Consider the following 21101-nt stretch of genomic DNA (forward strand, 5'->3'; position numbering starts at 1 on the left):
TTATGCACAAAGCCAGCCCTAGGGCTGGCTTTGTTGTTTCTGCGCCGAGCTTAGCTATTTGGCGAGGCAGCGAAACCCACAGCGCGTTCGCGGCGGGTGCTCCATACCGCGCCGGCTACCAGCACCACCAGGGTGATTGCCAGTGCTGCGGATGAGCCAACGGTACCGAAGCCCATGCCGCCATGATCCAGCGGCTTGCTGAGGAAGTCGCCGAGGGTGGCACCAAATGGGCGGGTCAGCACAAATGCTAGCCAGAACAGGATGACCGGCGAGATGCGGGTGAAGTATCTGGCAGCGGCCACAATGGCAATCAGGCTGCCGATCAACAGTGCGCCACCGGCAAAGCCCAGGCCGGAGTCGTCAGCCAGGTAATCGCCCAGTGCGGTGCCGAGGGTGTTGGAGAACAGAATCGCCATCCAGTAGAACAGTTCACCGCGACGGCTTTCGATGTGGTCGACCGACAGGGATTTCTCGCTCATGTACCAAACCGCAAAAATCGCGATCAGCAAGGCTACCAATAAGGCTGAACCGGTGGCGTAGCCCAGGCCCAGGGTGCGGTCCATAAAGTCGGAGATGGTGGTGCCGGCGGTGCTGGTGGCCAGAATTACCGTCCAGTACAGCGCAGGGTTGTAGCGGTTGGCGCGCAATTGACCAATCAGGGTGAGCAGGAACAGGCTGATAAGTATCAGCGAGCTGGCTGCGTAGCCGACATCTAGGGTCATGGACAGCAGATCCCCGGCGGTTTCGCCAAGGGTGGTGGCGCAAATTTTCATCACCCAGAACGTCAGGGTGATGGCGGGCAGTTTGTTCATCGCGGATGTCCGTCAGGGGGAGGAGGAGACGGTTGCTAAATTAGGGGCGCGGCTGTGAAAAACCTGTCAAAAACTCATCAGCGATTCGTGATTTGACGCTTCTTTTTGCTGGGTGAGCTGGGCCGCGAAGCGAGGCAAATCGTCGCAATGGATAAAAGGCATGAGCCTCGCCGTGCCTTTTGTGTGGTGCTCTGCGAAAATGCCCGCACTTTTTGTGGCCTGCCATCTATGGCAGCTACCCTTCGAGCCGTTGCTGCGCGACGTGAACAATTACTCTAGGCATTTTTTGCCGATTACTCTGTCCGGGAACTGCCATGACCGCCTTGAAGAACGACCGCTTTCTCCGTGCTTTGCTTAAGCAACCTGTCGACGTCACCCCAGTGTGGATGATGCGCCAGGCCGGTCGTTACCTGCCTGAATACCGCGCCACCCGTGCCCAGGCCGGTAACTTCGTCAACTTGATGAAGAACCCCGAACTGGCTTGTGAAGTGACCATCCAGCCGCTGGACCGCTACCCACAATTGGATGCGGCGATTCTTTTCTCGGACATCCTGACCATCCCCGATGCCATGGGCCAAGGTCTGTATTTCGAGACGGGTGAAGGCCCGCGCTTCAAGAAGGTCATCAGCTCAATGGCCGATATCGAGGCGTTGCCTATTCCTGATCCCGAGCAGGACCTGGGCTATGTGATGGATGCCGTGCGTACCATTCGCCGCGAGTTGAATGGCCGCGTGCCGTTGATCGGCTTCACCGGCAGCCCCTGGACGCTGGCTACTTACATGGTTGAGGGCGGCTCGTCGAAGGACTTCCGCAAGTCCAAGGCCATGCTCTACGACAACCCACAGGCCATGCATGCCCTGCTCGACAAACTGGCACAGTCGGTCACTGCCTATCTTAACGGGCAGATCAAAGCCGGTGCGCAAGCCGTGCAGATCTTCGACTCCTGGGGTGGCTCGTTGTCAGCGGCGGCGTACCAGGAGTTCTCCCTGGCCTATATGCAGAAAATCATCGACGGGCTGATTCGCGAGCACGACGGTCGCCGCGTACCGGTGATCCTGTTTACTAAAGGCGGCGGCCTGTGGCTGGAGTCGATGGCTGATACCGGTGCCGAGGCGCTGGGTCTGGATTGGACCTGCGATATCGGCAGCGCCCGTGCCCGTGTTGGCGACAAGGTGGCGCTGCAGGGCAATATGGACCCGAGCGTGCTCTACGCCAACCCGGCGGCAATTCGTGCCGAGGTGGGGCGTATCTTGGCTGCTTATGGTCATGGTAACGGCCAGGTATTCAACCTCGGCCACGGGATTACCCCGGAAGTTGACCCAGCCCATGCTGGCGCGTTCTTTGAGGCGGTGCATGAATTGTCCGCGCAGTACCACAACTAGAACCGGTCTCGGATCTGCTGCGCGTCGGCGATACTGCGTTAAAAACAGGCTCGGATGCGAGCCCAGTCCGCTTCCTCGCCGGCTTGACCAGCCGGAGGCTGTTACTAATGTAGCGCCTTGTCTCGCTCTAGCTCGCGAGATCCGAAACAGGTGCTCAGATAAAACCTGCACAAAACAAAGGCCGCATTAGCGGCCTTTGTTTTATCTGCGTGTTGCTCAGGGCTTACGCAAATCGCGCACGACCCTTACCAGCGCCAGTTGTTCGGCTTCGCTGAGTTTATCGGCGTAGCCGGGCATGGCACCTGGGCCATCCTGAATGGCTTCAAGGATGTCGTTGTCGCTGGTGTTGTCCTGCCATTTTGCTTTGCTCAGGTTCTGCGCGAAGTAGAGCCAGCCGCGCATGGTGTTGGCGCGGCCGTCTGCGGCATGGCATTTGACACAATGCTGGCGGTATAGCTGCTGGCCATCGGTATCGGCCATCGCAGGCAAACTACCAAGTAGCATCAGCGCGCCAAATAGGCTGAGCAGCGCCAGCCTATTTGACATTGGCCAGGTTTCCTTTAAGCGCAACGCCTGCCATCACCGCGCCGGCGTGACATTCGTACTTCGCGCGGTCTTTGTACTCCACGCCTTTGTAGTTGCTGGCCAGGTCGACCACCGCGTTGGCACCTGCCGCCTTGGCGGCTTTCTGGAAGCGGATCAGCGCGGATTGCATCGCCCAGCTGCAGGCTGCTTCGTCACTTTTGTTAAAGGCGTTGGTCTTCTGGCTGGTGGTGACCCCGGACTTGACCACGCTGGTCTTGCCGGCTGGCTTATTGCCCGCCAGATAGAACTTCACGCTGCCGTCAAGGCGACCGGCGTTCAGCGCTTCTTGCACGGCGGCATCGAACGGCAGGTAGTGGGTGGTATCGCGGGCCTGGCTTAGGCTCGGCAGCGCCGCGAGGCAAGTAACAGCGACAAGTAGGTGGCGCAGTTTCATGGTTATCTCCCTGGGTATTATCGTTATGAGCTGCTTGGCTCAGGATTTATCGACAGGTTCATATAGTGCTGGGTCAAACCGTGCAAGCGTTTCACCAAGGCGTTATAGCGTTTGTGAATCTTGCCGTCCGCATAGCGTAGCTTTTCGCTGTCGCGGTACAGAATGTCATAGCGAGTAGCGCTGTAGTTTAGGGTAATGGAGGCGCTGTGCCCGCGGAAGTCGATGCGAGCCAGGATTTGCTGCGGTTTATCCTGCTCTACCACCCAGTTACCGTGCGCCAGCGCTTTTAGCAGGATTTGATGAAAGTCGCCGTTGTAGTTGGCGATGGGCACGGGCTGATGAATTTCGCGGATTGGCTGAACCCGACTGCAGGCCAGCAAAGAAACAACGGCGAGGCTGACTAACAGCAGCTTACTCAAACGGTACATAGCGGACTCCTTGTCCAGTGATTTACGTCCAGCGCTTGAATATCAGCGAGGTATTGACTCCGCCAAAGGCAAAGTTGTTATTCATCACGTACTCGTGGTGCATCTGCCGGAATTCACCGCGCAGGTAATCCAGCTCGCCGCAGGCAGGGTCAATATTGTCTAGGTTCAGCGTTGGTACATAGCTGTCCGAATTCATCATTTCGATGCTGAACCAGGACTCCAGTGCGCCGCAGGCCCCTAGCGTGTGGCCGAAATAGCTTTTCTGTGAGCTAAGAGGCATCTGGCTGCCAAACAGTTCCTCGGTGGCCAGAGTTTCTGCCACGTCGCCCTGTTCTGTGGCGGTGCCATGGCCGTTCACGTAGCCGATGGCCGATGGCTCTAAGCCGGCGTCCTGCAGGGCTAACTGCATGGCCCCGCGCATGGTTGCCTGCACCGGTTTGGTGGCGTGCTGGCCGTCGGCGTTGCAGCCAAAGCCGACGATCTCGGCATAAATCGTCGCGCCGCGTGCCAGGGCGTGTTCCAGCTCTTCGAGCACCAGAATGCCGGCCCCTTCGCCAATAACCAGGCCATCGCGGCCACTGTCGTAGGGGCGCGGTGAGGTGTGCGGTGCATCGTTTTTCAAACTGGTGGCGTACAGCGCGTCAAAGACCATCGCCTCGGTCGGGCAGAGTTCTTCTGCACCGCCGGCAACCATCATCTGCAGGCGACCGAATTTGATCGCTTCATAGGCATAGCCGATGCCCTGGCTGCCGCTGGTGCACGCGCTGGACGTGGGGATCAGACGGCCCTTGAGGCCGAAGAAAATGCTGATATTGGCCGCCGTGGTGTGCGGCATCATGCGGATATAGGAGTTGGCATTCAGGCCATCGGCAACCGAGTTGAGCAGCATATTGCCGAAGGCTTTGACTTCTTCGGTGCTGCCCGTGGACGAGCCGCAGGCCACGCCCATGCGGCCGTCCTGGATGCACGGATCACCGAGTAACCCGGCATGTTCCAGCGCGCGTTCGGCAGCGTATACGGCGAGTTTGGAAACTCGGCCCATGCTGCGCGTTTGTTTACGCGTCCAGTGTTTGGGCGCTTCGAAATCGTCGACCGGGCCACCGAGGCGGGTGTTCAGCTCGCTGAAGCGGTCCCACTCGTGCATATAGCGGATACCGCTGCGGCCCGCCTTGAACGCCGCCTCGATGGTCGGCCAGTCGCTGCCCAGCGAGGTCACGCCGGCCATGCCGGTGACTACAACCCGTTTGCAACCGTTCATCAGCACAATCCACCGTTTACGGCGAGGACCTGGCGGGTAATGTACGCCGCCTCCTCAGACATCAGAAAATTCACTGCACCGGCCACTTCTTCCGGGGTGCCCATGCGTTGTGCCGGGACCATCTTGAGGATTTCCTCGACCGGAACATCGGCGTCGAGGATCTCGGTATCGATCAGCCCAGGAGCCACGCAGTTGACGGTGATTTTGCGCTTGCCCAGTTCGATCGCCAAGGCCTTGGCTGCGCCGATAATGCCGGCCTTGGAGGCGCTGTAGTTGACTTGGCCACGGTTGCCGATCAGCCCGGATACCGAGGTGATGCAGACGATGCGCCCGGCTTTGCGGCGGCGCACCATGGGCATGGTCAGCGGGTGCAGCACATTGTAGAAACCGTCGAGGTTGGTGCGCATGACAATGTCCCAGTCCTCTTCGGACAGCGCCGGAAACGCGCCGTCACGGGTCAAACCGGCGTTGCAGACTACGCCGTAGTAAGCACCGTGTTGCTCGACATCGGCTTCCAGCGCCGTGCGACAGGCGGCGCGGTCGGATACATCGAACTGCAGGATGCGCGCCTGCTGACCCAACTCAACGATCTGTGCCTGTACGGCTTCGGCTTCGTCGCGGCGGGCCCGGCAGTGCAGCACGATGTCATAACCGCCGCGCGCCAGGCGCAGGGCAATGGCGCGGCCGATGCCTCGGCTGGAACCGGTGACCAGAATGGTTTCGCTCATGGCTGTGATTCCTGAAAGTCTTCTTGAAGATAGCTGGCCACCTGCGGTGGGCGGAATACATTGAGGCGGGCAAATGCCTCGATACCGGGGCCGCGCAGCTGGCACTCGAACACGCCCATGCCGTTGTCGTCCTGTAACGAGCGGCTGGCGTGAATGTGCAGCAGGCTGCCGGCGGGGAAATGCTCGACATTGCACTGAAAGTTGCGGGTGCCCAGCAGAAAACCGAGTTCCACAGGCTCTCCGAGTAGGCGCGCCTGGCAGCCAGCGTAGGCGGCGACGCTTTGCGCCATCAGCTCGATGCCGACCCAGGCGGGCAGGCTGCCGTCGGCCAGGTTAAACAGCCCTGTGTTGCGTACGGTGAGCTGGGTTTCGATGTCGTCATCGCCAAAGCGCAGCACCTGATCAATCAGGATCATGTTGCCTGCGTGGGGAATCAGTTCCGCGATAGGCCATTGGCTCATGCGTGTTCTCCTGGTTCTTCAGCGAGTTTTTCAGCCATCTCTTCAGCCAAAAGCAGGTCAGCCAAGATCAGGCTGATATTGTTGCCGCCAAAGGCGAAGGAGTTGCTCATCAGTCGGCGAGGGCGTTTGTTGCCCAGGCGCGTCTCTGGTGCGACCAGGTTGAGCGCCGGCAAAGTCGGGTCCGCCTGGCCATCCCACTGGTGCGGGGGCAGCAACTGCTCAGGGTTGTATTCGCTCAGGATCAGCCAGCAGAAGGCCGCTTCCAACGCACCGGCCGCGCCCAAGGTGTGGCCGATCATCGATTTGCTGGAAGAGCAGGGCACGCCTGCCGGGAATATTGCCTCTACCGCACGGCTTTCCATGGCGTCGTTGTGCTGCGTCGCGGTGCCGTGCAGGTTCAGGTAGTCGATCTGCTCGGCATTGATGTCTGCCGCCGCCAAGGCCTTGCGCATGGCGGCCTGAGCGCCAAGTCCGTCGGGCTGTGGTGCGGAAATATGGTGCGCGTCAGAGCTGGCACCGCCGCCGAGCAGGGCAACGGCGGTGCTGCCTGGCAGGGCTTCCCGAGTCATTAAGAACAGGGCCGCGCCTTCGCCGATATTGATGCCGCTGCGATTAACGGAAAACGGCTTGCAGCGTTCGGCACTGACCGCTTCCAGGGCGGAAAAGCCGTTCAGGGTCAGGCGGCACAGGCTGTCCACGCCGCCACAGATCACCGCATCACACACGCCCAGTTTAAGCAGGCGCTGAGCGCTCAGCAGCGCCCTAGCACCCGAGGTACAGGCGGTGGAAATGCTGAAGCACGGTCCGCTTAGCCCCAGCCAGTCACTGAGGAAGCTCGCCGGGGCAGCCAGTTCCTGCTGGGCATAATCATAGTGCGCGGGCAGTTCGCCCTGTTTGAGGTAGCTGGCGATGCTTTGACTGGCTTCTTCGATACCCGAGGTGCTGGTGCCGAGCACCACAGCGATACGCTCTGCGCCAAAGCGGGCAATGGCTGCGCGTAGTTCTGTCTCGATCTCCAGCGCCGCTGCCAGCAGTAGCTGGTTATTGCGACTTGGTGGATGGTCCGGCAGTGCCGGCAGCGGTGGCAGCTCGCCGGGTACGGCACCTACGGTGAGTGCGCGCTCGGCAACCCAGCCGTGTTGCGCGCGCATACCGCTGGTATCGCCAGCAAACAGTGCTTTGGCGACCGCTTGCTTGCCTTGGCCAAGGGCGCAATTCAGGCCCAGGGCATTCAGGTAACTGGCCATCAGGGAGCCTTATCGTCAGGGAGTTCGCTGACTTGGTAAACCAGGCCAGGCGAGCGCTGCAGGGTGAAATCCAGCGGCGCACGGTAACTGATTCGCCACTGTGGGTTAAGCCTGCGTTCGCCGTTCTCGGTCATGCGCCAACTGTCAGCGCGGTAGTGCTGCGCCAACTGTGTCGCGGGGGTGAGGGCAAACAGCAGGGCGGCGAACAGTTCGCGGGCCTCGCTGTTTGGCGGCAACAGGCCGTCATTCTGCCACTGGCCGGCGCGCAGCAGTTGCCGCGCCAGGGGCACGCCAAGCGGGTCGAACAGGGACGCGCGCAATACGCCTTGCTCATCTTGCAGCACCAGCCACCAGGTTTGCTGGCTATCGGCTTGGCTACGTTGCACCTGCAAGGCCAGCGGCAGCGGTGCCGCCAGCGGCGTTGGTTGGCTGGGCAGCGGCGTATGCGCGGCACAGGCCACAAGCAGCAGGAGCAGGCTCAGCAGCAAGGCGGCGCGCATCAGCAGGCAGGCTCCAGTGGTTTGCGTGCCACTACGTTGACCAGGGTTTCATTACGTTGGCCAGCCGGTTTCGGCTTATAGATACCCCAGCGTTCGAGCAGGCCAAAGTCCTTGGAGCGACTCCACCACAGATAGGGGTAGGAAATGTTTTGCTCGCCGAACTGCAAGCCCTGCTCGCGCAACATAGCCAAGTAACCATCGGCGCTTTTTTGTACGTGCATCGGGTGGCGGAACAGCCAGCGGATGACCCAGGTGTCGATGTAGTAACGCGTCGACTCAGCAAACAGCAGGTAACCGCCTGGCTTGAGTACCCGGTAGAACTCGGCCAGGGCCCGTTCCTGCTCGACCAGATGATGGAAGGTCTGGTGGCAGAACAGCAGGTCGACGCTGGCATCGGCGAGGTCGATGGCGGCGCAGTCGCTGGCGATCAGTTGCACATCAAGGCCCAGGCGCGTGGCTTCATTTCGTGAGCAGTAGAGGCTGTGCGGGTCGGCGTCGAGGCCGATCAGTTGCGCCGGTTTAAACGCTTCGGCGAGCAGGCTGAAGGACTTGCCCTGACCGCAGCCGGCATCCAGCAGTACGGGGGCTGACGGCAGCGGGCCGTCGAACAGGCCGAGTAGGTCATTGATGGCCACGCGCAGCACATGGTGCTGCCAAACATGGCTCTGTAGGAACCAAAAACCGAAGCGGGTTTCCTCGACGTAGTTAGCGGCCGGGTTGCTCATAGATATCCTGACTAGTTGCTGGAACAGAGTTCGGCGAGCACCCGCAGGCGCCTTTTGGGCTCTGCGACATAGGGGTTCTTTTGGTCCCAGGCGTAGCCGGCGAGGATCGAGCTGATCATCCGGCGAATCTCCGGCTGGGCTTTCTCAAAATAGATGACGTCTTGGAAACTGCCGTCATACCAGCCCTCGACGTAGATGCGGAAGGTATCCACGCCGCGTTTGAGCGGAACGGCAAAGTCATCTTCCCAGTTCACGGTTTCGCCGCTCAGTTGGCGGTGTAGCAGGCCAGCAGCCATGCTCGCCGAACGCATGGCGATGGTCACCCCGGAGCTGAACACCGGGTCGAGGAATTCGGCCGCGTTACCGAGCAGGGCAAAGCCAGGGCCGTGCAGGGTTTTGACGTTGGCCGAGTAGCCGCCGATGGTGCGTGCAGGGGTGTCCCATACGGCGTTCTTCAGCACCTTGTGCAGGCTTGGCGCTTCCTCGATGAGCTGCTTCAGGCAGGCATCCAGATCGTCTGGGCGGCCCTGAAAGCGGGTGGCATCAGCGACCACGCCGACCGAGCAGCGGCCGTTGCTGAAGGGAATGGTCCAGAACCACACGTCGCGCATTTCTGGGTGGGTGGTAATGAGGATTTTCTCGCGGTCGAAACCGCTGCCTTCGCTGCGGTCTTCAACGTGGGTGAACACCGCCTGACGTACCGGAAAGCTTGACGGTGTATCGAGATCCAGCAGGCGTGGCAGCACGCGGCCGTAACCGCTGCCGTCGAGCACGAAGGCGCATGCCACCTGATACTCATGGCCATCGGCCAGGCGTCGCACGCTCAGGCGCGGGCAGTCGCCGGCGAAATCGACGGCGAAGATTTCTTCTTCGTAGCGAATTTCCACGCCTTGCAGCTCAGCCTGATCGGCCAGCAGTTTGTCGAAGTCGGCCCGCTGTACCTGGTAGGTCGAGCCTTGGCCGGCGGTGAAGGTGTCGCGGAAGTCGAACTCGGTGTAACGCTCGCCCCAGGCAAAGGCTGCGCCATGCTTGGTCTGAAACCCCGCCGCGCGTACGGCGTCGAGCATGCCGGCTTCCTCAACGAAGTCCAGGCAGTGCGACAGCAGGCTTTCGCCAATCGAGAAGCGTGGGAAGCGCTGACGCTCCAACACCAGTACGTCATGGCCATTACGCTTGAGCAGCGCGCCGGCAATCGCCCCGGACGGGCCTGCACCGATGACTACGACCTGGCGTTGTTCGACTTCGAGAGACTTCATGGCGGCTTCTTGCCTCATTGTTGGACGGGAATGTTGCGTGCGTGGATTCATGTGCCGTGCCCTGCGCCTGGCGCTGAGCGAGTGCCCGCCCACGGCGCGAGGAGGAAGCAAAACAGCAGGCCGAGGCTAATCGCCAGGCCGAAGTTGGCAATTGCCGGGGTGTCACTGAGCAGCAGCAGGCCGAACGACAGCCAGCTTGTGAGTGCGGATAGCAAGGTGCCGAGCAAGCTCACTGCCGGGCCACCGATGTTTTCCCGCATCAGGATGGCGTAATCGACGCCGATAGCGGTGATCAGCAGCAGGCCGAACAGGCTGAACAGAGTCAGTGGCTGGCCCAACCAGCCCAGGCAAGCAAGTGCCGTCAGAGCTGCCAGTAATGGCAGGCAGACCACTTGCAGCGCGCCTTTTAGGCCAAAGGGCAGGCACAGCAGCAACAGGATTGCTGCGCAGGACAGTAACTTGAGTTCGGCGGCGCTGATTTGCGTGGCGTTGAACAGTGCGTTGAGTTCACTGATCCGATCAACCAGTTGTACGCCCGGCACTGCGCTTGCCAGTGTTGTCAGCGCGGCGCTGTTGTTCAGGCCCTGCAGACTGACCAGGCCCGCCACGCCCTGCTCATTGCTACCTAGCCAAAGGGGGCGCCACGCCTCACCTAAGGGGCTGGCCAGCGCTTGTTCCAGGCTGGCGGGGGTGTTTTGCTGGAGTGCATCTAGCTCGCTATTTAGTGCAGCCGGGGGAATGCCGAGGTCGACCAGGGCTTGCCAGTGCTGCGGCAATTTGCCCAGCGCGGTGCGCAGGGTCTGCAGCTGAGTGTCCGGTGCGACCAATTGGCTGAGGGCGCGATAGCCGCGTAACTGGCCGCTCTCTATGAGCTGGTCCAGATGCTGGCTCAGCGCTGCTTGGCGCTCCAGCAGTTGTTGCGGGTTTGCTGCGCGCACCAGGAAGAATTGGCTGGTGGGCTGTTGCCCGGTCAGTTCGGCAATGCGCTGGGCTTGCTGAAGTAGCTCGGGCTCTTTGCCCAGCCATTGGCGCAAGTCATTCTGGGTATGCAGTTGCCACAGGCCGCCGGCGCAGAACAACAGCAACAGCACCAGCAGTGGTGCGTTACCCACTTTGCTCAGCAGGCGTGTGCGGCCCGCGAGCAGGCGTTTGCTGAGGCTGAGCAGGCCGGGTAAAGGACGCAAGCGCAGGTCGCGCAGCCAGGCTGGCAGCAGGCAGACCGAGCACAGGTAGGCGGCAATCAGGCCAGCAGCGGAGAACAGGGCGACCTGGGTGAGTGCCGGAAACGGCGTAAAGGCCAGCGCCAGGTAGCCCAGCAGGTTAGTGCCCAGGCTCAGGCTGAGACCCGGCAAGGTGGAGCGCAGGGCGGCCCAACTGCTCCAGTCGTTTGCGCCTGCGCTGTTGCTCCAACTCTTACTCAAATAGTGCTGTGGGTAATCGGCCGCGACGCCAATCAGGCTGGCACCGAGCACCAGGGTTAACGCGTTGATCTGGCCGAATACCAGCACGCAGGCCGTGCAGCCAGCGAGCAGCGCCATGCCCACCGGCAGCAGGCTGAGGAGCACCCGAACGCGGCGGAAGGCCAGCAACAGCAAGAGCAGGGTGCCCAGGGTCGCGCCGCCGCCAATCAGGCTGATCTCGCGGCTGGCCTTGGCTTGCCCGGCGGCGGCATACAGCACACCGCCAGCGGCGAGCAATTGGCCGCCGGCCGCTGCAACCTGCTGGCGAGTGTCGGCAACCTGCGCGGCAATCAGTGGCGGCTCTTGCATATCGAAGGCGTTGCCCTGAGCGCTGGCGCGCAGCAACGCCCAGGTCATGCCGTCCTGCTCGACGAGCAGTGCGCCGCTGCTCAGGTCGGCCTGCACTCGGCTGCCGGGGTTGAGCGCCTGTTGCGCGCGGGCACCGAGGCCCAGCCAGTCCTGCTCGATAGGCAGCAGGCTGAAGCTGGCGAAGGGGTCAAACAATTGCGCCGCGCGTTGCTCGATCAGTTGCTGCGGTTGTTCAAGCAACAACTGGCGATCAGCCGCCGGCAGCAGAGCCAAGCGGTTGCGTTGCAGGTAATCGCGCAGTGCGCCGAGGTCGCTGTCGATATTCCACTGCACCTGCGCAAAGTGACCGCTGCTGCGCCATTGTTCGCCAACCTGCTGCACCAGGGCGATTGCACGGTCGCGCTGGGGGTGGCCAATCAACAGCAGCAAATCGCGATTGAGCGGCTCCTGCATGCGCTGTTCAGCTTGCTGCGTCAGGGCATCGCCGCTACCGGCAGGCAGCAGGGCGAGCATGTCAGCGGCAACGGGCGGGCCGTTACGCCACTGCCAGGCGGCGAGGATCAGCAGCGCGGCGAATAGCAGCAGAAAACCGCGCGGCAGCCAGCGTTCACTGCGCAAAGTCGCGTTGCTCCTGTTCGCTCAAGGCCGCGCCAGCCTGGCTGTCGGGCAGGCGCAGCACGGTGCGGTCGCCCTGGGTTTCCTGCAGTTCGATGCGCTGTACCTGGGCGCCGCCGTCGATCTGGATGCTGCTGAAAATCTGTTTAAGTAGCAGCGAGTTCGGTATCAGGCGCAGTTGCCATGCCTCGGCTGTGCCGCTCAGCTCTAGCGCAAAATCGCGCGCCAGGCCCGAGTGGTCACCCTTGAGCACGGCCAGGAATAGGCGACTCTGCTGGGCGGCGACATCCTGGCCCGGCTGCTGTTGCCAGCCGCTGGGCGTGCGTTTGGCGATGCCTTGGCTGTCGATGCGGTAGTCCTGTTGCAGTGGGCTGTGCAGTTGCCAGAGCAGGCCGAGGTCGCGGCTGAGAACAAACTGGCCACGACTGGTCAGCGGTTTTGGCAGCGCACGCAGGTGCTTTTCCTGAATCAGCGTGCCGCGCACAACCGCCGGTTTAGCCAGCTGGGCGCTGAGTTGGTCTAGGTCGAAGGCATAAGCATCGGATGCCAGAAGCAGCAGAAACGCCAGCAGTAGCCCGGATGCAATCCGGGAGCGGTGTAAGTTCGGAGAATACTTCCCGGATTTCATCCGGGCTACGAAGTTGTGCCAGCGCGTAACTAATGCTCGAACGAAACCAATCGGGCCAGGACTTGGGGTCCCCTCAGGAGGCCGAGTGGAATCCCTGTGTAAGGGGGTGAGCGGCATGGATGCCGCGAGAGCTGCGATGGGCCAGGGATGGCCCTTCGCAGCGTGCCCCAGGAACAGGGATGGAGCGAGGGAAGTCGAGCGCAGCGAGACCCGGATGTGGGGCGCGCTTTCTCTTTGGTTACTTTCTCTTTGCGCGCGCAAAGAGAAAGTAACTCGCTCGACAGAGCGAAACCGGTTAGTAAACGCAGTTCTCACAGCACCGCGTTGGGTATCGCAAAGCTCAACCCAACCTACGGAGTTGAGCGCGCGGTTTAAGCCGGTCCAAAGCCTCTTCACGCCAACACCTTCTCGACGGCATCAGTCAGTGCGCGGGGTGATACGAATTGCATCTCCCGTGTGGCGATTTCCACCGCCACTTGCACGCTGCTGCCACGGGTCATGCGTTCGCCGGTGGTGGTGTCGACGATCAGGTAGTTGATCTTCAGGCGGTTTTCCCACTCGACCAGATCGGCGCGCACGGTGATGCGTTGGCCAAACTGCGCGCCACGGATATAGCGCAATTGCAGGTCGATCACCGGCCAGGCGTAGCCCGCGTCGCGCATCTGCATGTAGTTGTGGCCGAGTTTGTCGAGCAGGGCGCAGCGCGCCTCTTCGAAGTATTTGACGTAGTGGCCGTGCCAGACCACTTCCATCATGTCGACGTCGAAGAATGGCACCAACACCTCGACCTCGGCCTGCAGTACACCTTTGCTACGCATAGAGGCTCCAGTGCTGGTCACGGATGCGGGTCAGGCAGAGGCGTAGCTCTGCTTCTAAGGCGCGGTCTTCAATCACTGGCGCAAAATCCGTTTTAAGCTGTTCGCGCATTACCGCGACCGGCGCGGGGATGTCACTTTTGCCAGCGCGCTGGCGCAGCCATACACCTTGGTTGGCGGCCAGCAGCGTGGCGGCGGCCACTTGCTCGGTCAGCTCCAGGCTGCGCAGGGCATCGCGGGCGGCGATGGTGCCCATGCTCACTTTGTCCTGGTTGTGGCACTCGGTGGAGCGTGAGAACACGCTGGCCGGCATGGTGTTTTTCAGGGCTTCGGCGGTCCAGGCGCTGGTGCCGATCTGCACAGCCTTGAAGCCGTGATTGATCATCGCGCTGGCGCTCGGTGCACCGGACAGATTGCTCGGCAGGCCGTGGTTGTAGCGGGTGTCGACCAGCAGTGCGAGCTGGCGATCGAGCAGGTCGGCTACGTTGCCCACCAGGTTTTTCAGGCTGTCCATGGCAAAGGCGATATGCCCGCCGTAGAAGTGCCCGCCGTGCAGCACGCGTTCAGCTTCGGCGTCGATCAACGGGTTGTCGTTGGCGCTGTTTAGTTCGGTCTCGATGAACTGCCGCAGCAGTCCCAGGCTGTCGGCCAGCACACCGAGTACGTGCGGCGCGCAGCGCAGCGAGTAGCGGTCTTGCAGGCGATGCAGTGGCGCGGTGGGCGCGTCGATGGCCAGGTCCTGGCGCAGCCAGGCAGCGACTTGCATTTGCCCCGGGTGTGGCTTGGCGGCGAACAGGCGCTCGTCGAAGTGTTCCGGGTTGCCTTCCAGCGCCACTACGTTGAGCGCGGTGATGCGCGTGGCCAGCTTGAGCAGGTATTCGGCGCGGGAGAACGCCTGGCAGGCCAGGGCGGTCATCACAGCGGTGCCGTTCATCAGCGCCAAGGCTTCTTTGGGGCGCAAGGTCAGCGGCGTCCAGCCCAGCTCGGCATGCACATCGGCGGCGCTGCGGCGCTCGCCCTTGTACATAACCTCGCGCTCACCGCTGAGGGTGGCAGCGACATAGGACAGTGGCGTGAGATCGCCGCTGGCACCCACCGAGCCTTCTTCCGGAATCAACGGCAGTACGTCGTACTCGAGGAAGGCTTGCAGGCGCTCCAGCAGCTCTACGCGCACCCCTGACACGCCCTGGCACAGCGACTGCAAGCGTGCGGCCAGTACCGCACGGGTGGCTTGCTCATCCAGCAGTTTGCCCAGGCCGCAGCCGTGGAAGGTGTACAGATGGCGCGGCAGCGCTTCGACCTGATGCAGCGGCACGGTGACTACGCAGGAGTCGCCGTAGCCGGTGGTGACGCCGTAGATCACGCCCTCTTTGTCCAGCAGGCTGTCGAGAAAACGCGCGCCTTTGGCGATTTTTTCGCGGTAGGCGGCATCGCTTTGCAGCTGTGCTGGCGCATTGTGCTGCGCTAGCGCGACAACCTGCTCGATGCGGAGGGGCTGTTCGCCAAACACGATGGGATCAGGCTGATGTGTCGTCATCTTCATTCCAAAACGGGTAGAAATTGAACCATTGTAGGGGGGCGTCCAGGCAGCGCTGCGCGAGCTGGTCGGCATAACGCTGAGCCCAATGGCGGATCACCTCGTCACGTTCGCTGCGCTTCCATTGCAGGCGCTCGGCGAAGGCGTCGACGATCACCTGATAGCGGTTATCGATTTTCAGGCAGTGAATCAGATTGACCGGGCATTGCAGTAAACCAGCTAACAACCACGGGCCTTGCGGGAAGGCAGCCGGCTTGCCGAGGAAGTTCACCGTAACTTTGCGACTGCCTTTGAGCGGTACGCGGTCGCCAGCAATGGCTAGCCATTCGCCGCGCTCCAGGCGTTCGGACAATTGCAGCATGATCGCTGGGTCCAGCTCGCTGACTTGGATCAGCCGCAGGTGGGTGGCACCGGCCTCGCCGAGCAAACGATTGAATTGCTCCGCATGCTTGGTGTGCACCAGCACGTTCATGGTCACCCGTTCGCCGAGTTCGGCCAGCGCTCGGCAGACTTCCAGGTTGCCCAGGTGCGCGGCCACCAGCATCTGCCCACGGCCCTGCTGACGCAGCTGGGTGCAGGCGTTGCTTGGGTCAATCAGGCGGACGTGTTCCAGGCCAAGCTTGCCGTTCCATACATCAAGCTTGTCGAGCAGGGTGTCGGCGAAGCTCATAAAGTGGCGGAAAACCGAGCCGCGGCTGGGCTGCAGTTCGGCACGCCCACTCCAGTTGGCCAGGTTGCGCTGGTACTGGTGAATGCTGCGCCGCGCCTTGCTGGCGAACAGATAGAAATACAGCACGATCAGGTACAGCAGCGGGCTGATCAGCCGGCGGCCGAGCCGGCGCGCCAACCAAGCGGTGAATTTCATCAGCATAAAACTGCCGCGCTCGCGCTGCCCGGCCCAGTGCGGCTGGCTCATCCACGCCACCTGCGCCAGAGAATCGCGGGCAGGCGTAGCAACATGCCGAAGAACAGCTTGGCGTGCATCTTCGAGATCAGCGCATTGTCGTGCCACAAGCGAAAGTGCGAGAGGCCGTCCAGCGGGTAGTGCACCTCGGTTGGCAGCCAGCGCATCGGCTGGTTGCGCCAGGCCATGCGCACGAGAAACTCCGGGTCGAAGTCCATGCGTTTGCCCAGATTGGCGCTGTTGATCAGCGCCACGCTGGCGTCCAGCGGGTAGACGCGAAAACCGCACATGCCGTCGCGAATGCTCAGCGACAAGCTGTTGATCCACACCCATATGTGAGTCAGGTAGCGGGCGTACAAGCGGCTTTTCGGCACGCTGTCGTCATACACCGGGTAACCACAGATCAGTGCGCGCGGATGCTTTTGTGACTCAGCGAGAAAACTGGCAAGGTCGTTCAGGTCGTGTTGACCGTCGGCGTCCACTTGAAGCGCATGGCTAAAACCCAGGCGCGCGGCCTCACGCAGGCCGGCCATGACTGCGCCACCCTTGCCCTGGTTCTCCGTCAGGCGTACCAGGTACGTGTCGGGTTGCTCGGCCAGCTGATCCATCACCGCCGCACAGGCCGCGCTGGACGCATCATCCACGAGCACGCAGGGCAGGCCCTCACGGTGTAGAGCGGCGACCACCAGCGGCAACGCGTGCTCGTGGTTGTACACCGGGATAACCGCGCAGGGCTTATGCACTGGCTGCTCCCAGCAATAGGCGGCCGGATGAGCAGGGCGCTTCGCCATTGTGGAAGGTGAAATACAGTTTGCTGCGCGTTGCATCGAAGCGCAGCGTCAGTTGTAACAGGTCGCCAGGACGCACCAGTTGCTGGAACTTCAGCACTTCCATACCCATGAAACGCGGCGGCAGGTCCTTGATCAGGCGGCGGGCCAACTGCTGCGCCCAGTCAATTTGCACAACGCCGGGCAGCACCGGGGTTTGCGGGAAGTGCCCGGTGAAGTGCGCCAGGTCCACTGGGACGCTTAGCGTCAGCAGCCATTCGCCGTCCTGCTCCTCGGTCGACAACGGCTCCACCTGGGTGGGGCGTGGGCCGGCGAGCAGCGCCTCTACTGTGGCCTGGGCCAATTTGCCCTGATTGTTGTAGGGCAGCTGTGTCAGCAAGCGCCAGCGGCGTGGCAGGGCAATCGCTTCACAATGCCCGGCCAGGTGGCGACGCAGCGTCTCGGTAAGGGTCTTGCGGCCTTGATTGCGCAGCGCATGCAGGCCGGCGGGGCTCAGCGCCACTAGCGCGCCAAGGTAGGCGCGACCTTCTTGAACTACGCCTAAGCGTGCATCGCTGAGCCATTCGTGGCTGCTCAGCGCCTGTTCAAGCATGGGCAGAGAAATACGTTTCTCTTCCAGTTTGACGATCCGGTCCAGGCGGCCGCGCAGCGCAAAGCGCCCGTCGGCCTGTATCTCTACGGCGTCGGCCGTCTGTTCGCAGTGATTGGGCGGCAGATAGGGTGAGGTCAGGTGCAGTGCGCCTTCGCTGTTCTGCCCGAGTTTTACATCAGCGAAGGGCGTCCACAGCTCGCCGCCTTGACGCCAGGCAATGCCGCCGGTTTCCGAGCTGCCGTAAATTTCTGTTGGCCACTGGCCGAGCAGGTCATGCAGTTCTGCGGCGGCGTCTGCCGGCAGTGCGCCGCCAGAGGAGAACACCTGACGCACCTGGCGCAGGGCACTCCAGTCGAGGTTGTCGCCCATGCGTTTTAACAACGCTGGGCTGGCCACCCAAGCGAAATCAGTGCCGGTGGCCAGGCTTTCGCGCTGCAAATCTTCGGGGAAGGGCTGGGCGCGACGGAGAAACACGCGGCCAGCGCACAGTGGCCAGAGCACGCGAAACAGCAGGCCGTAGATGTGCTGGGTGGCAACGCTGCCGAGGATGGTTGCGCTGCCCAGTTGCGCGCCCCAGAGCTGTTCCAGTGCGCTGACTTCATTGGCCAGTTGGCGCAGAGTTTTGTTGATTAGCTTGGCTTCACCGCTGGAGCCAGAGGTGCACAGGGTCAGTTGGCACAGGTCGAGATCGAGCGCTGCTGGGGCCAGCGTGTTGCTGTGGTTGAGCAGGCCGTCGAGAGACTCCAGCCACAGATCGCACTGGGCTTCCAGGCGTTGGCGGGTTTGCGGCTGGGCATCGGCAGGCAGCAGTACGGCTACTCCGGCACGCCAGGCTGCCAGCAGGGCAATGGCCAGCTCGCCAGCATCGTCGAGGTACAGGGCCAGACGTTTTACGCCACGCGCTTGTAGCTCAGCGGCCAATTGCAGGGCCTGCTGGCGCAGGGTCGGCTGGTCCATGTCTGGGGTTGCCGGACGACCGCTGTGGGCTTCTTCGAGCAGGTGCTCGAGGGGCAGCCAATTCATTCATGCCTCCTTACACGCTGGCGTACCAGCCACTCACCGGCAAACAGTAGGCCCATCAGGCCGTAGGCGATCACGCCGGTATATAGGGTCCACCAGCTTAGCGGTGCCCAGAAATTCAGCGCCACCACCACCAACGCGTTGAACAGGAAGAAACCGGCCCAGACCGCCGTGACCCGGCGCGTGTAGCGTATCGCCACCTCTGGCAGATAGGGTTCGCGAAGACGCGCGAGGCGCTCGATCAATGGCGGACCGAACTTCAAGCTGAGGCCAAACAGCGCCAGCAGCAGGCCGTTAAGCAACACTGGGTACCAGCGCAGCAGCGCGGGCTCGCCGGCTAGGCCGAGTAGCAGGCAGAAGCTCAGCGCGAGTGCCGTCATCCAGCGGTTGCCGGGCTTACCCCACTGGCTCAGGGCGCGCAATAACCAGAGGCCACCGAGCACAGCGGCGAATAGGCGCGGCGAGAGGTGCTCAATGCCGTAGTACACGGCAAATGGATAGAGCAGTCCGGCCAGCAGCAGGAGCAGGCCTAATACGCGACTCATTAATTGGCGGCTGGAGCGTTGACCAGTTGTAGCACCGCCTCGACCACGTCACTGACGGTACGCACGGCCTTGAACTCTTCAGCCGCGAGCTTTTTGCCGGTTTGGCGCTTGATGTGGTCGATCAGGTCAACCGCATCGATGCTGTCAATTTCCAGATCCTGGTAAAGGTTGGCGTCAGGCGTAATGCGTTCGGCTTCTAACTCAAACAGCTCAACCAGGGCGTCACGCAGGGTGTCGAAAATCTCTTCACGGGTTTGCATCGGCAGCTTCCTCAGGCGGTTTGTTGCGATGACACGAATGCCGCCAGGCTGGCTACGTTGGCAAAGTGCTTGCGGGTGTCTTTGGCTTCGGCATCAATCTTGATGCCAAAGCGTTTCTGGATCGCCAGGCCGAGCTCCAAGGCATCCACCGAGTCCAGGCCCAGACCTTCGCCAAATAGGGTCAGGTCGGCGGCAATGTCTTCGGCAGCCATGTCTTCAAGGCCCAGCGCATCGATAATCAGGTTCTTAATTTCCAGCTGTAGAGTGCTCATCTTTGGCGAGCTCCTTAATAAAGTGTTGGTGTAGAAACGCGTTAAGTTTGCGTGAGGCTACCGGCGGTGGCCCCATGGCATTGAACTGTTGAGGGTCGATATCCTCGCCTACCCGCAGGCGAAAGTGAAAACGACGCGACGGAATGCTGTACCAGGGCTCGGCCTTGGTTAGGGTGGTGGGACTGACGCTGATGACCACCGGCGTGACAATGCGTGCGCCACGCAGGGCAATGGCGGCCGCGCCACGGTGGAATTCCGGGTTATGCCCCGGCGTAGTGCGTGTGCCTTCAGGGAAAATCACTAGCGTCTGGCCGCTTTGCAAGGCGCTGGCGGCCTCGTCAAGCATGTCCATGCTGCCGCTGTTGCTGATAAAACCGGCGGCGCGAATCGGCCCACGCATGCTCGGATTGTCCCAGAGGCTTTGTTTGACCACGCAGTTGGCGTCGCGAATAAAGCCAATCAGTACCACCACGTCGATCAGCGAGGGGTGGTTGGCGATGACCATCTGTCCTGGCTGCCCCAGGCGCTCGATGCCTTCGACTTCATAGGTGAGCACGCCGCTGCGGTACATAAAACGCACGAACAGGTAAAAGGTTTTGCTGACCACGGCGCGGGCACGGGTGCGCCGGGTCAGCGTGTTGCCAGGAAGTAGGGCGAGCAGCGGGAATATCAGCACCCGCAGCAGCACACCGCCGATACCGAATAGGCTGAAACTCAGGGCAGTGGCAATCAATCGCCAGCAGTAAGGCGCGCTATAACGGCTCAGGCCTTGTTTCGTGACCAGGTCCATTCTCGGCTCTTCCAGTGGTGCTGTAGGGTGGACTGGCCGCTGCACAGAGTGCGTACCAAGTTGAGCGCATGCGGCCATTCGCTGCCGGGGCCGTCTGCCTGACGCAGGCTTAGTTGCCAGTCGTCACCTGGGGTTAGCAGCAGGGCGACGGCATAAGCAAAGGGCACGTCGTCGATAAACGGCGCGTAGAGTTGCGGTGGGGTTTCTTCGGCGATTACCAGTAACACCTCAGGCGCGCCGTCATTGAGCATGCCGCAGGCTTCCAGTACGGCGTTTTCCAGGCCGTCGCCAGCGCCTGCCAGGGCGGTCATTTCGCTATGGTCGCCGCGCTGGATCGACCACAAACCGATAATCGCGTTGTGCACCGAGAGGCTGAATTGGGTTGGTGATAGCGGCTCGTTGTGTGCCAGGTCGGTCAGAATGGCCAGGGTTCGCGGGGTTTCCCCATGCCGGCTGGCAAACACCATAGGCAGCTGAGGGTGCGCTTCGGCCAGTGGCCAGGCCACGTGGAAGGCCATGCGTGCCAAGCGACTGAGGCGGCGCCGTTGCATCGCGGGAAGGGCGCTGACATCGGGTTGTTCGCCAGCATCTACCAGGCGCGAGGGTGCCTGATGCCAGGCGCACCAGTCAGCCGTGCTGTCCAGGCCAGGGGCCCAGGCACGCCATTGTTCGATCCTGAAATGTGTCACGCGGTGGGCGTCCATGTCTGCTACAGCCAGGCACCACCAGCAGAAAGCATGGCGAAGGCATGGCGTGGTGATGGCATTATCCAGACCGCGGGCGGCCTAGG

The 21101-nt window shown here is 61.8% G+C and carries 24 protein-coding genes; 1 reads left to right on the plus strand and 23 read right to left on the minus strand.

What is annotated here, in order from left to right; translation table 11 throughout:
- Window positions 1-50 precede the first annotated feature (50 nt).
- A complete protein-coding gene (locus tag VCA57_RS22575; protein ID WP_411187846.1) occupies window positions 51-812 on the minus strand; it encodes a hypothetical protein in 762 nt (253 codons plus the stop codon).
- A 314-nt stretch (window positions 813-1126) separates the two neighbouring features.
- On the opposite strand from VCA57_RS22575, the gene hemE reads away from it, so the two are divergent.
- On the plus strand, window positions 1127-2194 hold the full coding sequence (gene hemE, locus VCA57_RS22580) for a uroporphyrinogen decarboxylase (protein ID WP_411187848.1): 1068 nt from the start codon (window positions 1127-1129) through the stop codon (window positions 2192-2194).
- Window positions 2195-2410: 216 nt separating this feature from the next.
- Here the strand turns inward: hemE and VCA57_RS22585 are convergent, their stop codons facing one another.
- From VCA57_RS22585 to VCA57_RS22690, 22 genes are all read right to left on the minus strand, one after another.
- Entirely contained in the window at window positions 2411-2740 is a 330-nt protein-coding gene (locus VCA57_RS22585) for a c-type cytochrome (RefSeq protein WP_411187850.1), read from the minus strand.
- A complete protein-coding gene (locus VCA57_RS22590; protein ID WP_411187852.1) occupies window positions 2730-3173 on the minus strand; it encodes an excinuclease in 444 nt (147 codons plus the stop codon). The genes VCA57_RS22585 and VCA57_RS22590 overlap by 11 nt, the downstream gene beginning before the upstream one ends.
- 23 nt (window positions 3174-3196) lie before the next feature.
- The gene (locus tag VCA57_RS22595) at window positions 3197-3601 is read right to left on the minus strand and encodes a hypothetical protein (RefSeq protein ID WP_411187854.1); all 405 of its coding nucleotides are present in this window, start codon (window positions 3599-3601) and stop codon (window positions 3197-3199) included.
- Between the two features lie 22 nt (window positions 3602-3623).
- Window positions 3624-4859: a beta-ketoacyl-ACP synthase gene (locus VCA57_RS22600; protein ID WP_411187856.1), complete on the minus strand. Its 1236-nt coding sequence runs from the start codon at window positions 4857-4859 to the stop codon at window positions 3624-3626.
- Complete coding sequence (gene fabG, locus VCA57_RS22605; RefSeq protein WP_411187858.1) at window positions 4859-5587, minus strand: 3-oxoacyl-ACP reductase FabG; 729 nt, start codon at window positions 5585-5587, stop codon at window positions 4859-4861. The genes VCA57_RS22600 and fabG overlap by 1 nt, the downstream gene beginning before the upstream one ends.
- Window positions 5584-6048: a hotdog family protein gene (locus VCA57_RS22610; protein ID WP_411187860.1), complete on the minus strand. Its 465-nt coding sequence runs from the start codon at window positions 6046-6048 to the stop codon at window positions 5584-5586. Before VCA57_RS22610 ends, fabG begins: the two co-directional genes overlap by 4 nt.
- Window positions 6045-7295: a beta-ketoacyl-[acyl-carrier-protein] synthase family protein gene (locus tag VCA57_RS22615; protein WP_411187862.1), complete on the minus strand. Its 1251-nt coding sequence runs from the start codon at window positions 7293-7295 to the stop codon at window positions 6045-6047. The genes VCA57_RS22610 and VCA57_RS22615 overlap by 4 nt, the downstream gene beginning before the upstream one ends.
- A complete protein-coding gene (locus VCA57_RS22620; RefSeq protein WP_411187864.1) occupies window positions 7295-7795 on the minus strand; it encodes a hypothetical protein in 501 nt (166 codons plus the stop codon). Before VCA57_RS22620 ends, VCA57_RS22615 begins: the two co-directional genes overlap by 1 nt.
- Window positions 7795-8520: a class I SAM-dependent methyltransferase gene (locus tag VCA57_RS22625; RefSeq protein WP_411187866.1), complete on the minus strand. Its 726-nt coding sequence runs from the start codon at window positions 8518-8520 to the stop codon at window positions 7795-7797. The genes VCA57_RS22620 and VCA57_RS22625 overlap by 1 nt, the downstream gene beginning before the upstream one ends.
- An 11-nt stretch (window positions 8521-8531) precedes the next feature.
- On the minus strand, window positions 8532-9776 hold the full coding sequence (locus VCA57_RS22630; RefSeq protein ID WP_411187868.1) for an NAD(P)/FAD-dependent oxidoreductase: 1245 nt from the start codon (window positions 9774-9776) through the stop codon (window positions 8532-8534).
- 47 nt (window positions 9777-9823) lie between these two features.
- Window positions 9824-12163, minus strand: a complete 2340-nt coding sequence (locus VCA57_RS22635; protein WP_411187870.1) for an MMPL family transporter — start codon at window positions 12161-12163, stop codon at window positions 9824-9826.
- Window positions 12153-12788 carry an outer membrane lipoprotein carrier protein LolA gene (locus VCA57_RS22640; protein WP_411187872.1) on the minus strand — a complete coding sequence of 212 codons (636 nt, stop codon included), beginning with the start codon at window positions 12786-12788 and terminating at the stop codon, window positions 12153-12155. The genes VCA57_RS22635 and VCA57_RS22640 overlap by 11 nt, the downstream gene beginning before the upstream one ends.
- A 392-nt stretch (window positions 12789-13180) precedes the next feature.
- Window positions 13181-13606, minus strand: coding sequence for an acyl-CoA thioesterase (locus tag VCA57_RS22645; protein WP_411187875.1), 426 nt, complete (start codon window positions 13604-13606; stop codon window positions 13181-13183).
- Window positions 13599-15140 (minus strand): HAL/PAL/TAL family ammonia-lyase, encoded by a 1542-nt coding sequence (gene hutH, locus VCA57_RS22650; RefSeq protein WP_411187877.1) that lies wholly within the window; start codon window positions 15138-15140, stop codon window positions 13599-13601. The genes VCA57_RS22645 and hutH overlap by 8 nt, the downstream gene beginning before the upstream one ends.
- A complete protein-coding gene (locus VCA57_RS22655) occupies window positions 15121-16056 on the minus strand; it encodes a glycosyl transferase (RefSeq protein ID WP_411187879.1) in 936 nt (311 codons plus the stop codon). The genes hutH and VCA57_RS22655 overlap by 20 nt, the downstream gene beginning before the upstream one ends.
- Entirely contained in the window at window positions 16053-16787 is a 735-nt protein-coding gene (locus VCA57_RS22660; protein WP_411187881.1) for a glycosyltransferase family 2 protein, read from the minus strand. Before VCA57_RS22660 ends, VCA57_RS22655 begins: the two co-directional genes overlap by 4 nt.
- Complete coding sequence (locus VCA57_RS22665; RefSeq protein ID WP_411187883.1) at window positions 16780-18447, minus strand: AMP-binding protein; 1668 nt, start codon at window positions 18445-18447, stop codon at window positions 16780-16782. The genes VCA57_RS22660 and VCA57_RS22665 overlap by 8 nt, the downstream gene beginning before the upstream one ends.
- A complete protein-coding gene (locus tag VCA57_RS22670; RefSeq protein ID WP_411187885.1) occupies window positions 18444-18989 on the minus strand; it encodes a hypothetical protein in 546 nt (181 codons plus the stop codon). The genes VCA57_RS22665 and VCA57_RS22670 overlap by 4 nt, the downstream gene beginning before the upstream one ends.
- The gene (locus VCA57_RS22675; protein ID WP_411187887.1) at window positions 18989-19249 is read right to left on the minus strand and encodes an acyl carrier protein; all 261 of its coding nucleotides are present in this window, start codon (window positions 19247-19249) and stop codon (window positions 18989-18991) included. The genes VCA57_RS22670 and VCA57_RS22675 overlap by 1 nt, the downstream gene beginning before the upstream one ends.
- Before the next feature lie 11 nt (window positions 19250-19260).
- Entirely contained in the window at window positions 19261-19521 is a 261-nt protein-coding gene (locus tag VCA57_RS22680) for a phosphopantetheine-binding protein (protein WP_411187889.1), read from the minus strand.
- Window positions 19496-20311 carry a lysophospholipid acyltransferase family protein gene (locus VCA57_RS22685; RefSeq protein ID WP_411187891.1) on the minus strand — a complete coding sequence of 272 codons (816 nt, stop codon included), beginning with the start codon at window positions 20309-20311 and terminating at the stop codon, window positions 19496-19498. The genes VCA57_RS22680 and VCA57_RS22685 overlap by 26 nt, the downstream gene beginning before the upstream one ends.
- Complete coding sequence (locus tag VCA57_RS22690) at window positions 20284-21015, minus strand: beta-ketoacyl synthase chain length factor (protein ID WP_411187893.1); 732 nt, start codon at window positions 21013-21015, stop codon at window positions 20284-20286. The genes VCA57_RS22685 and VCA57_RS22690 overlap by 28 nt, the downstream gene beginning before the upstream one ends.
- Window positions 21016-21101: the final 86 nt, after the last annotated feature.

The organism is Pseudomonas sp. (assembly GCF_046581935.1).
GTDB lineage: Bacteria > Pseudomonadota > Gammaproteobacteria > Pseudomonadales > Pseudomonadaceae > Aquipseudomonas.

Excerpts from the sequence above, each read along its gene's own strand:
- VCA57_RS22670 (WP_411187885.1), bottom strand. The coding sequence starts at position 18,989 with ATGAGTCGCGTATTAGGCCTGCTCCTGCTGCTGGCCGGACTGCTCTAT.
- VCA57_RS22585 (WP_411187850.1), bottom strand. The coding sequence starts at position 2,740 with ATGTCAAATAGGCTGGCGCTGCTCAGCCTATTTGGCGCGCTGATGCTA.
- VCA57_RS22675 (WP_411187887.1), bottom strand. The coding sequence starts at position 19,249 with ATGCAAACCCGTGAAGAGATTTTCGACACCCTGCGTGACGCCCTGGTT.
- VCA57_RS22655 (WP_411187879.1), bottom strand. The coding sequence starts at position 16,056 with ATGAGCCAGCCGCACTGGGCCGGGCAGCGCGAGCGCGGCAGTTTTATG.
- VCA57_RS22645 (WP_411187875.1), bottom strand. The coding sequence starts at position 13,606 with ATGCGTAGCAAAGGTGTACTGCAGGCCGAGGTCGAGGTGTTGGTGCCA.
- VCA57_RS22680 (WP_411187889.1), bottom strand. The coding sequence starts at position 19,521 with ATGAGCACTCTACAGCTGGAAATTAAGAACCTGATTATCGATGCGCTG.
- VCA57_RS22595 (WP_411187854.1), bottom strand. The coding sequence starts at position 3,601 with ATGTACCGTTTGAGTAAGCTGCTGTTAGTCAGCCTCGCCGTTGTTTCT.
- fabG (WP_411187858.1), bottom strand. The coding sequence starts at position 5,587 with ATGAGCGAAACCATTCTGGTCACCGGTTCCAGCCGAGGCATCGGCCGC.
- VCA57_RS22600 (WP_411187856.1), bottom strand. The coding sequence starts at position 4,859 with ATGAACGGTTGCAAACGGGTTGTAGTCACCGGCATGGCCGGCGTGACC.
- VCA57_RS22690 (WP_411187893.1), bottom strand. The coding sequence starts at position 21,015 with ATGGACGCCCACCGCGTGACACATTTCAGGATCGAACAATGGCGTGCC.
- hutH (WP_411187877.1), bottom strand. The coding sequence starts at position 15,140 with ATGACGACACATCAGCCTGATCCCATCGTGTTTGGCGAACAGCCCCTC.
- VCA57_RS22640 (WP_411187872.1), bottom strand. The coding sequence starts at position 12,788 with ATGAAATCCGGGAAGTATTCTCCGAACTTACACCGCTCCCGGATTGCA.
- VCA57_RS22630 (WP_411187868.1), bottom strand. The coding sequence starts at position 9,776 with ATGAAGTCTCTCGAAGTCGAACAACGCCAGGTCGTAGTCATCGGTGCA.
- VCA57_RS22665 (WP_411187883.1), bottom strand. The coding sequence starts at position 18,447 with ATGAATTGGCTGCCCCTCGAGCACCTGCTCGAAGAAGCCCACAGCGGT.
- VCA57_RS22625 (WP_411187866.1), bottom strand. The coding sequence starts at position 8,520 with ATGAGCAACCCGGCCGCTAACTACGTCGAGGAAACCCGCTTCGGTTTT.
- VCA57_RS22575 (WP_411187846.1), bottom strand. The coding sequence starts at position 812 with ATGAACAAACTGCCCGCCATCACCCTGACGTTCTGGGTGATGAAAATT.
- VCA57_RS22620 (WP_411187864.1), bottom strand. The coding sequence starts at position 7,795 with ATGCGCGCCGCCTTGCTGCTGAGCCTGCTCCTGCTGCTTGTGGCCTGT.
- VCA57_RS22685 (WP_411187891.1), bottom strand. The coding sequence starts at position 20,311 with ATGGACCTGGTCACGAAACAAGGCCTGAGCCGTTATAGCGCGCCTTAC.
- VCA57_RS22615 (WP_411187862.1), bottom strand. The coding sequence starts at position 7,295 with ATGGCCAGTTACCTGAATGCCCTGGGCCTGAATTGCGCCCTTGGCCAA.
- VCA57_RS22610 (WP_411187860.1), bottom strand. The coding sequence starts at position 6,048 with ATGAGCCAATGGCCTATCGCGGAACTGATTCCCCACGCAGGCAACATG.
- hemE (WP_411187848.1), top strand. The coding sequence starts at position 1,127 with ATGACCGCCTTGAAGAACGACCGCTTTCTCCGTGCTTTGCTTAAGCAA.
- VCA57_RS22590 (WP_411187852.1), bottom strand. The coding sequence starts at position 3,173 with ATGAAACTGCGCCACCTACTTGTCGCTGTTACTTGCCTCGCGGCGCTG.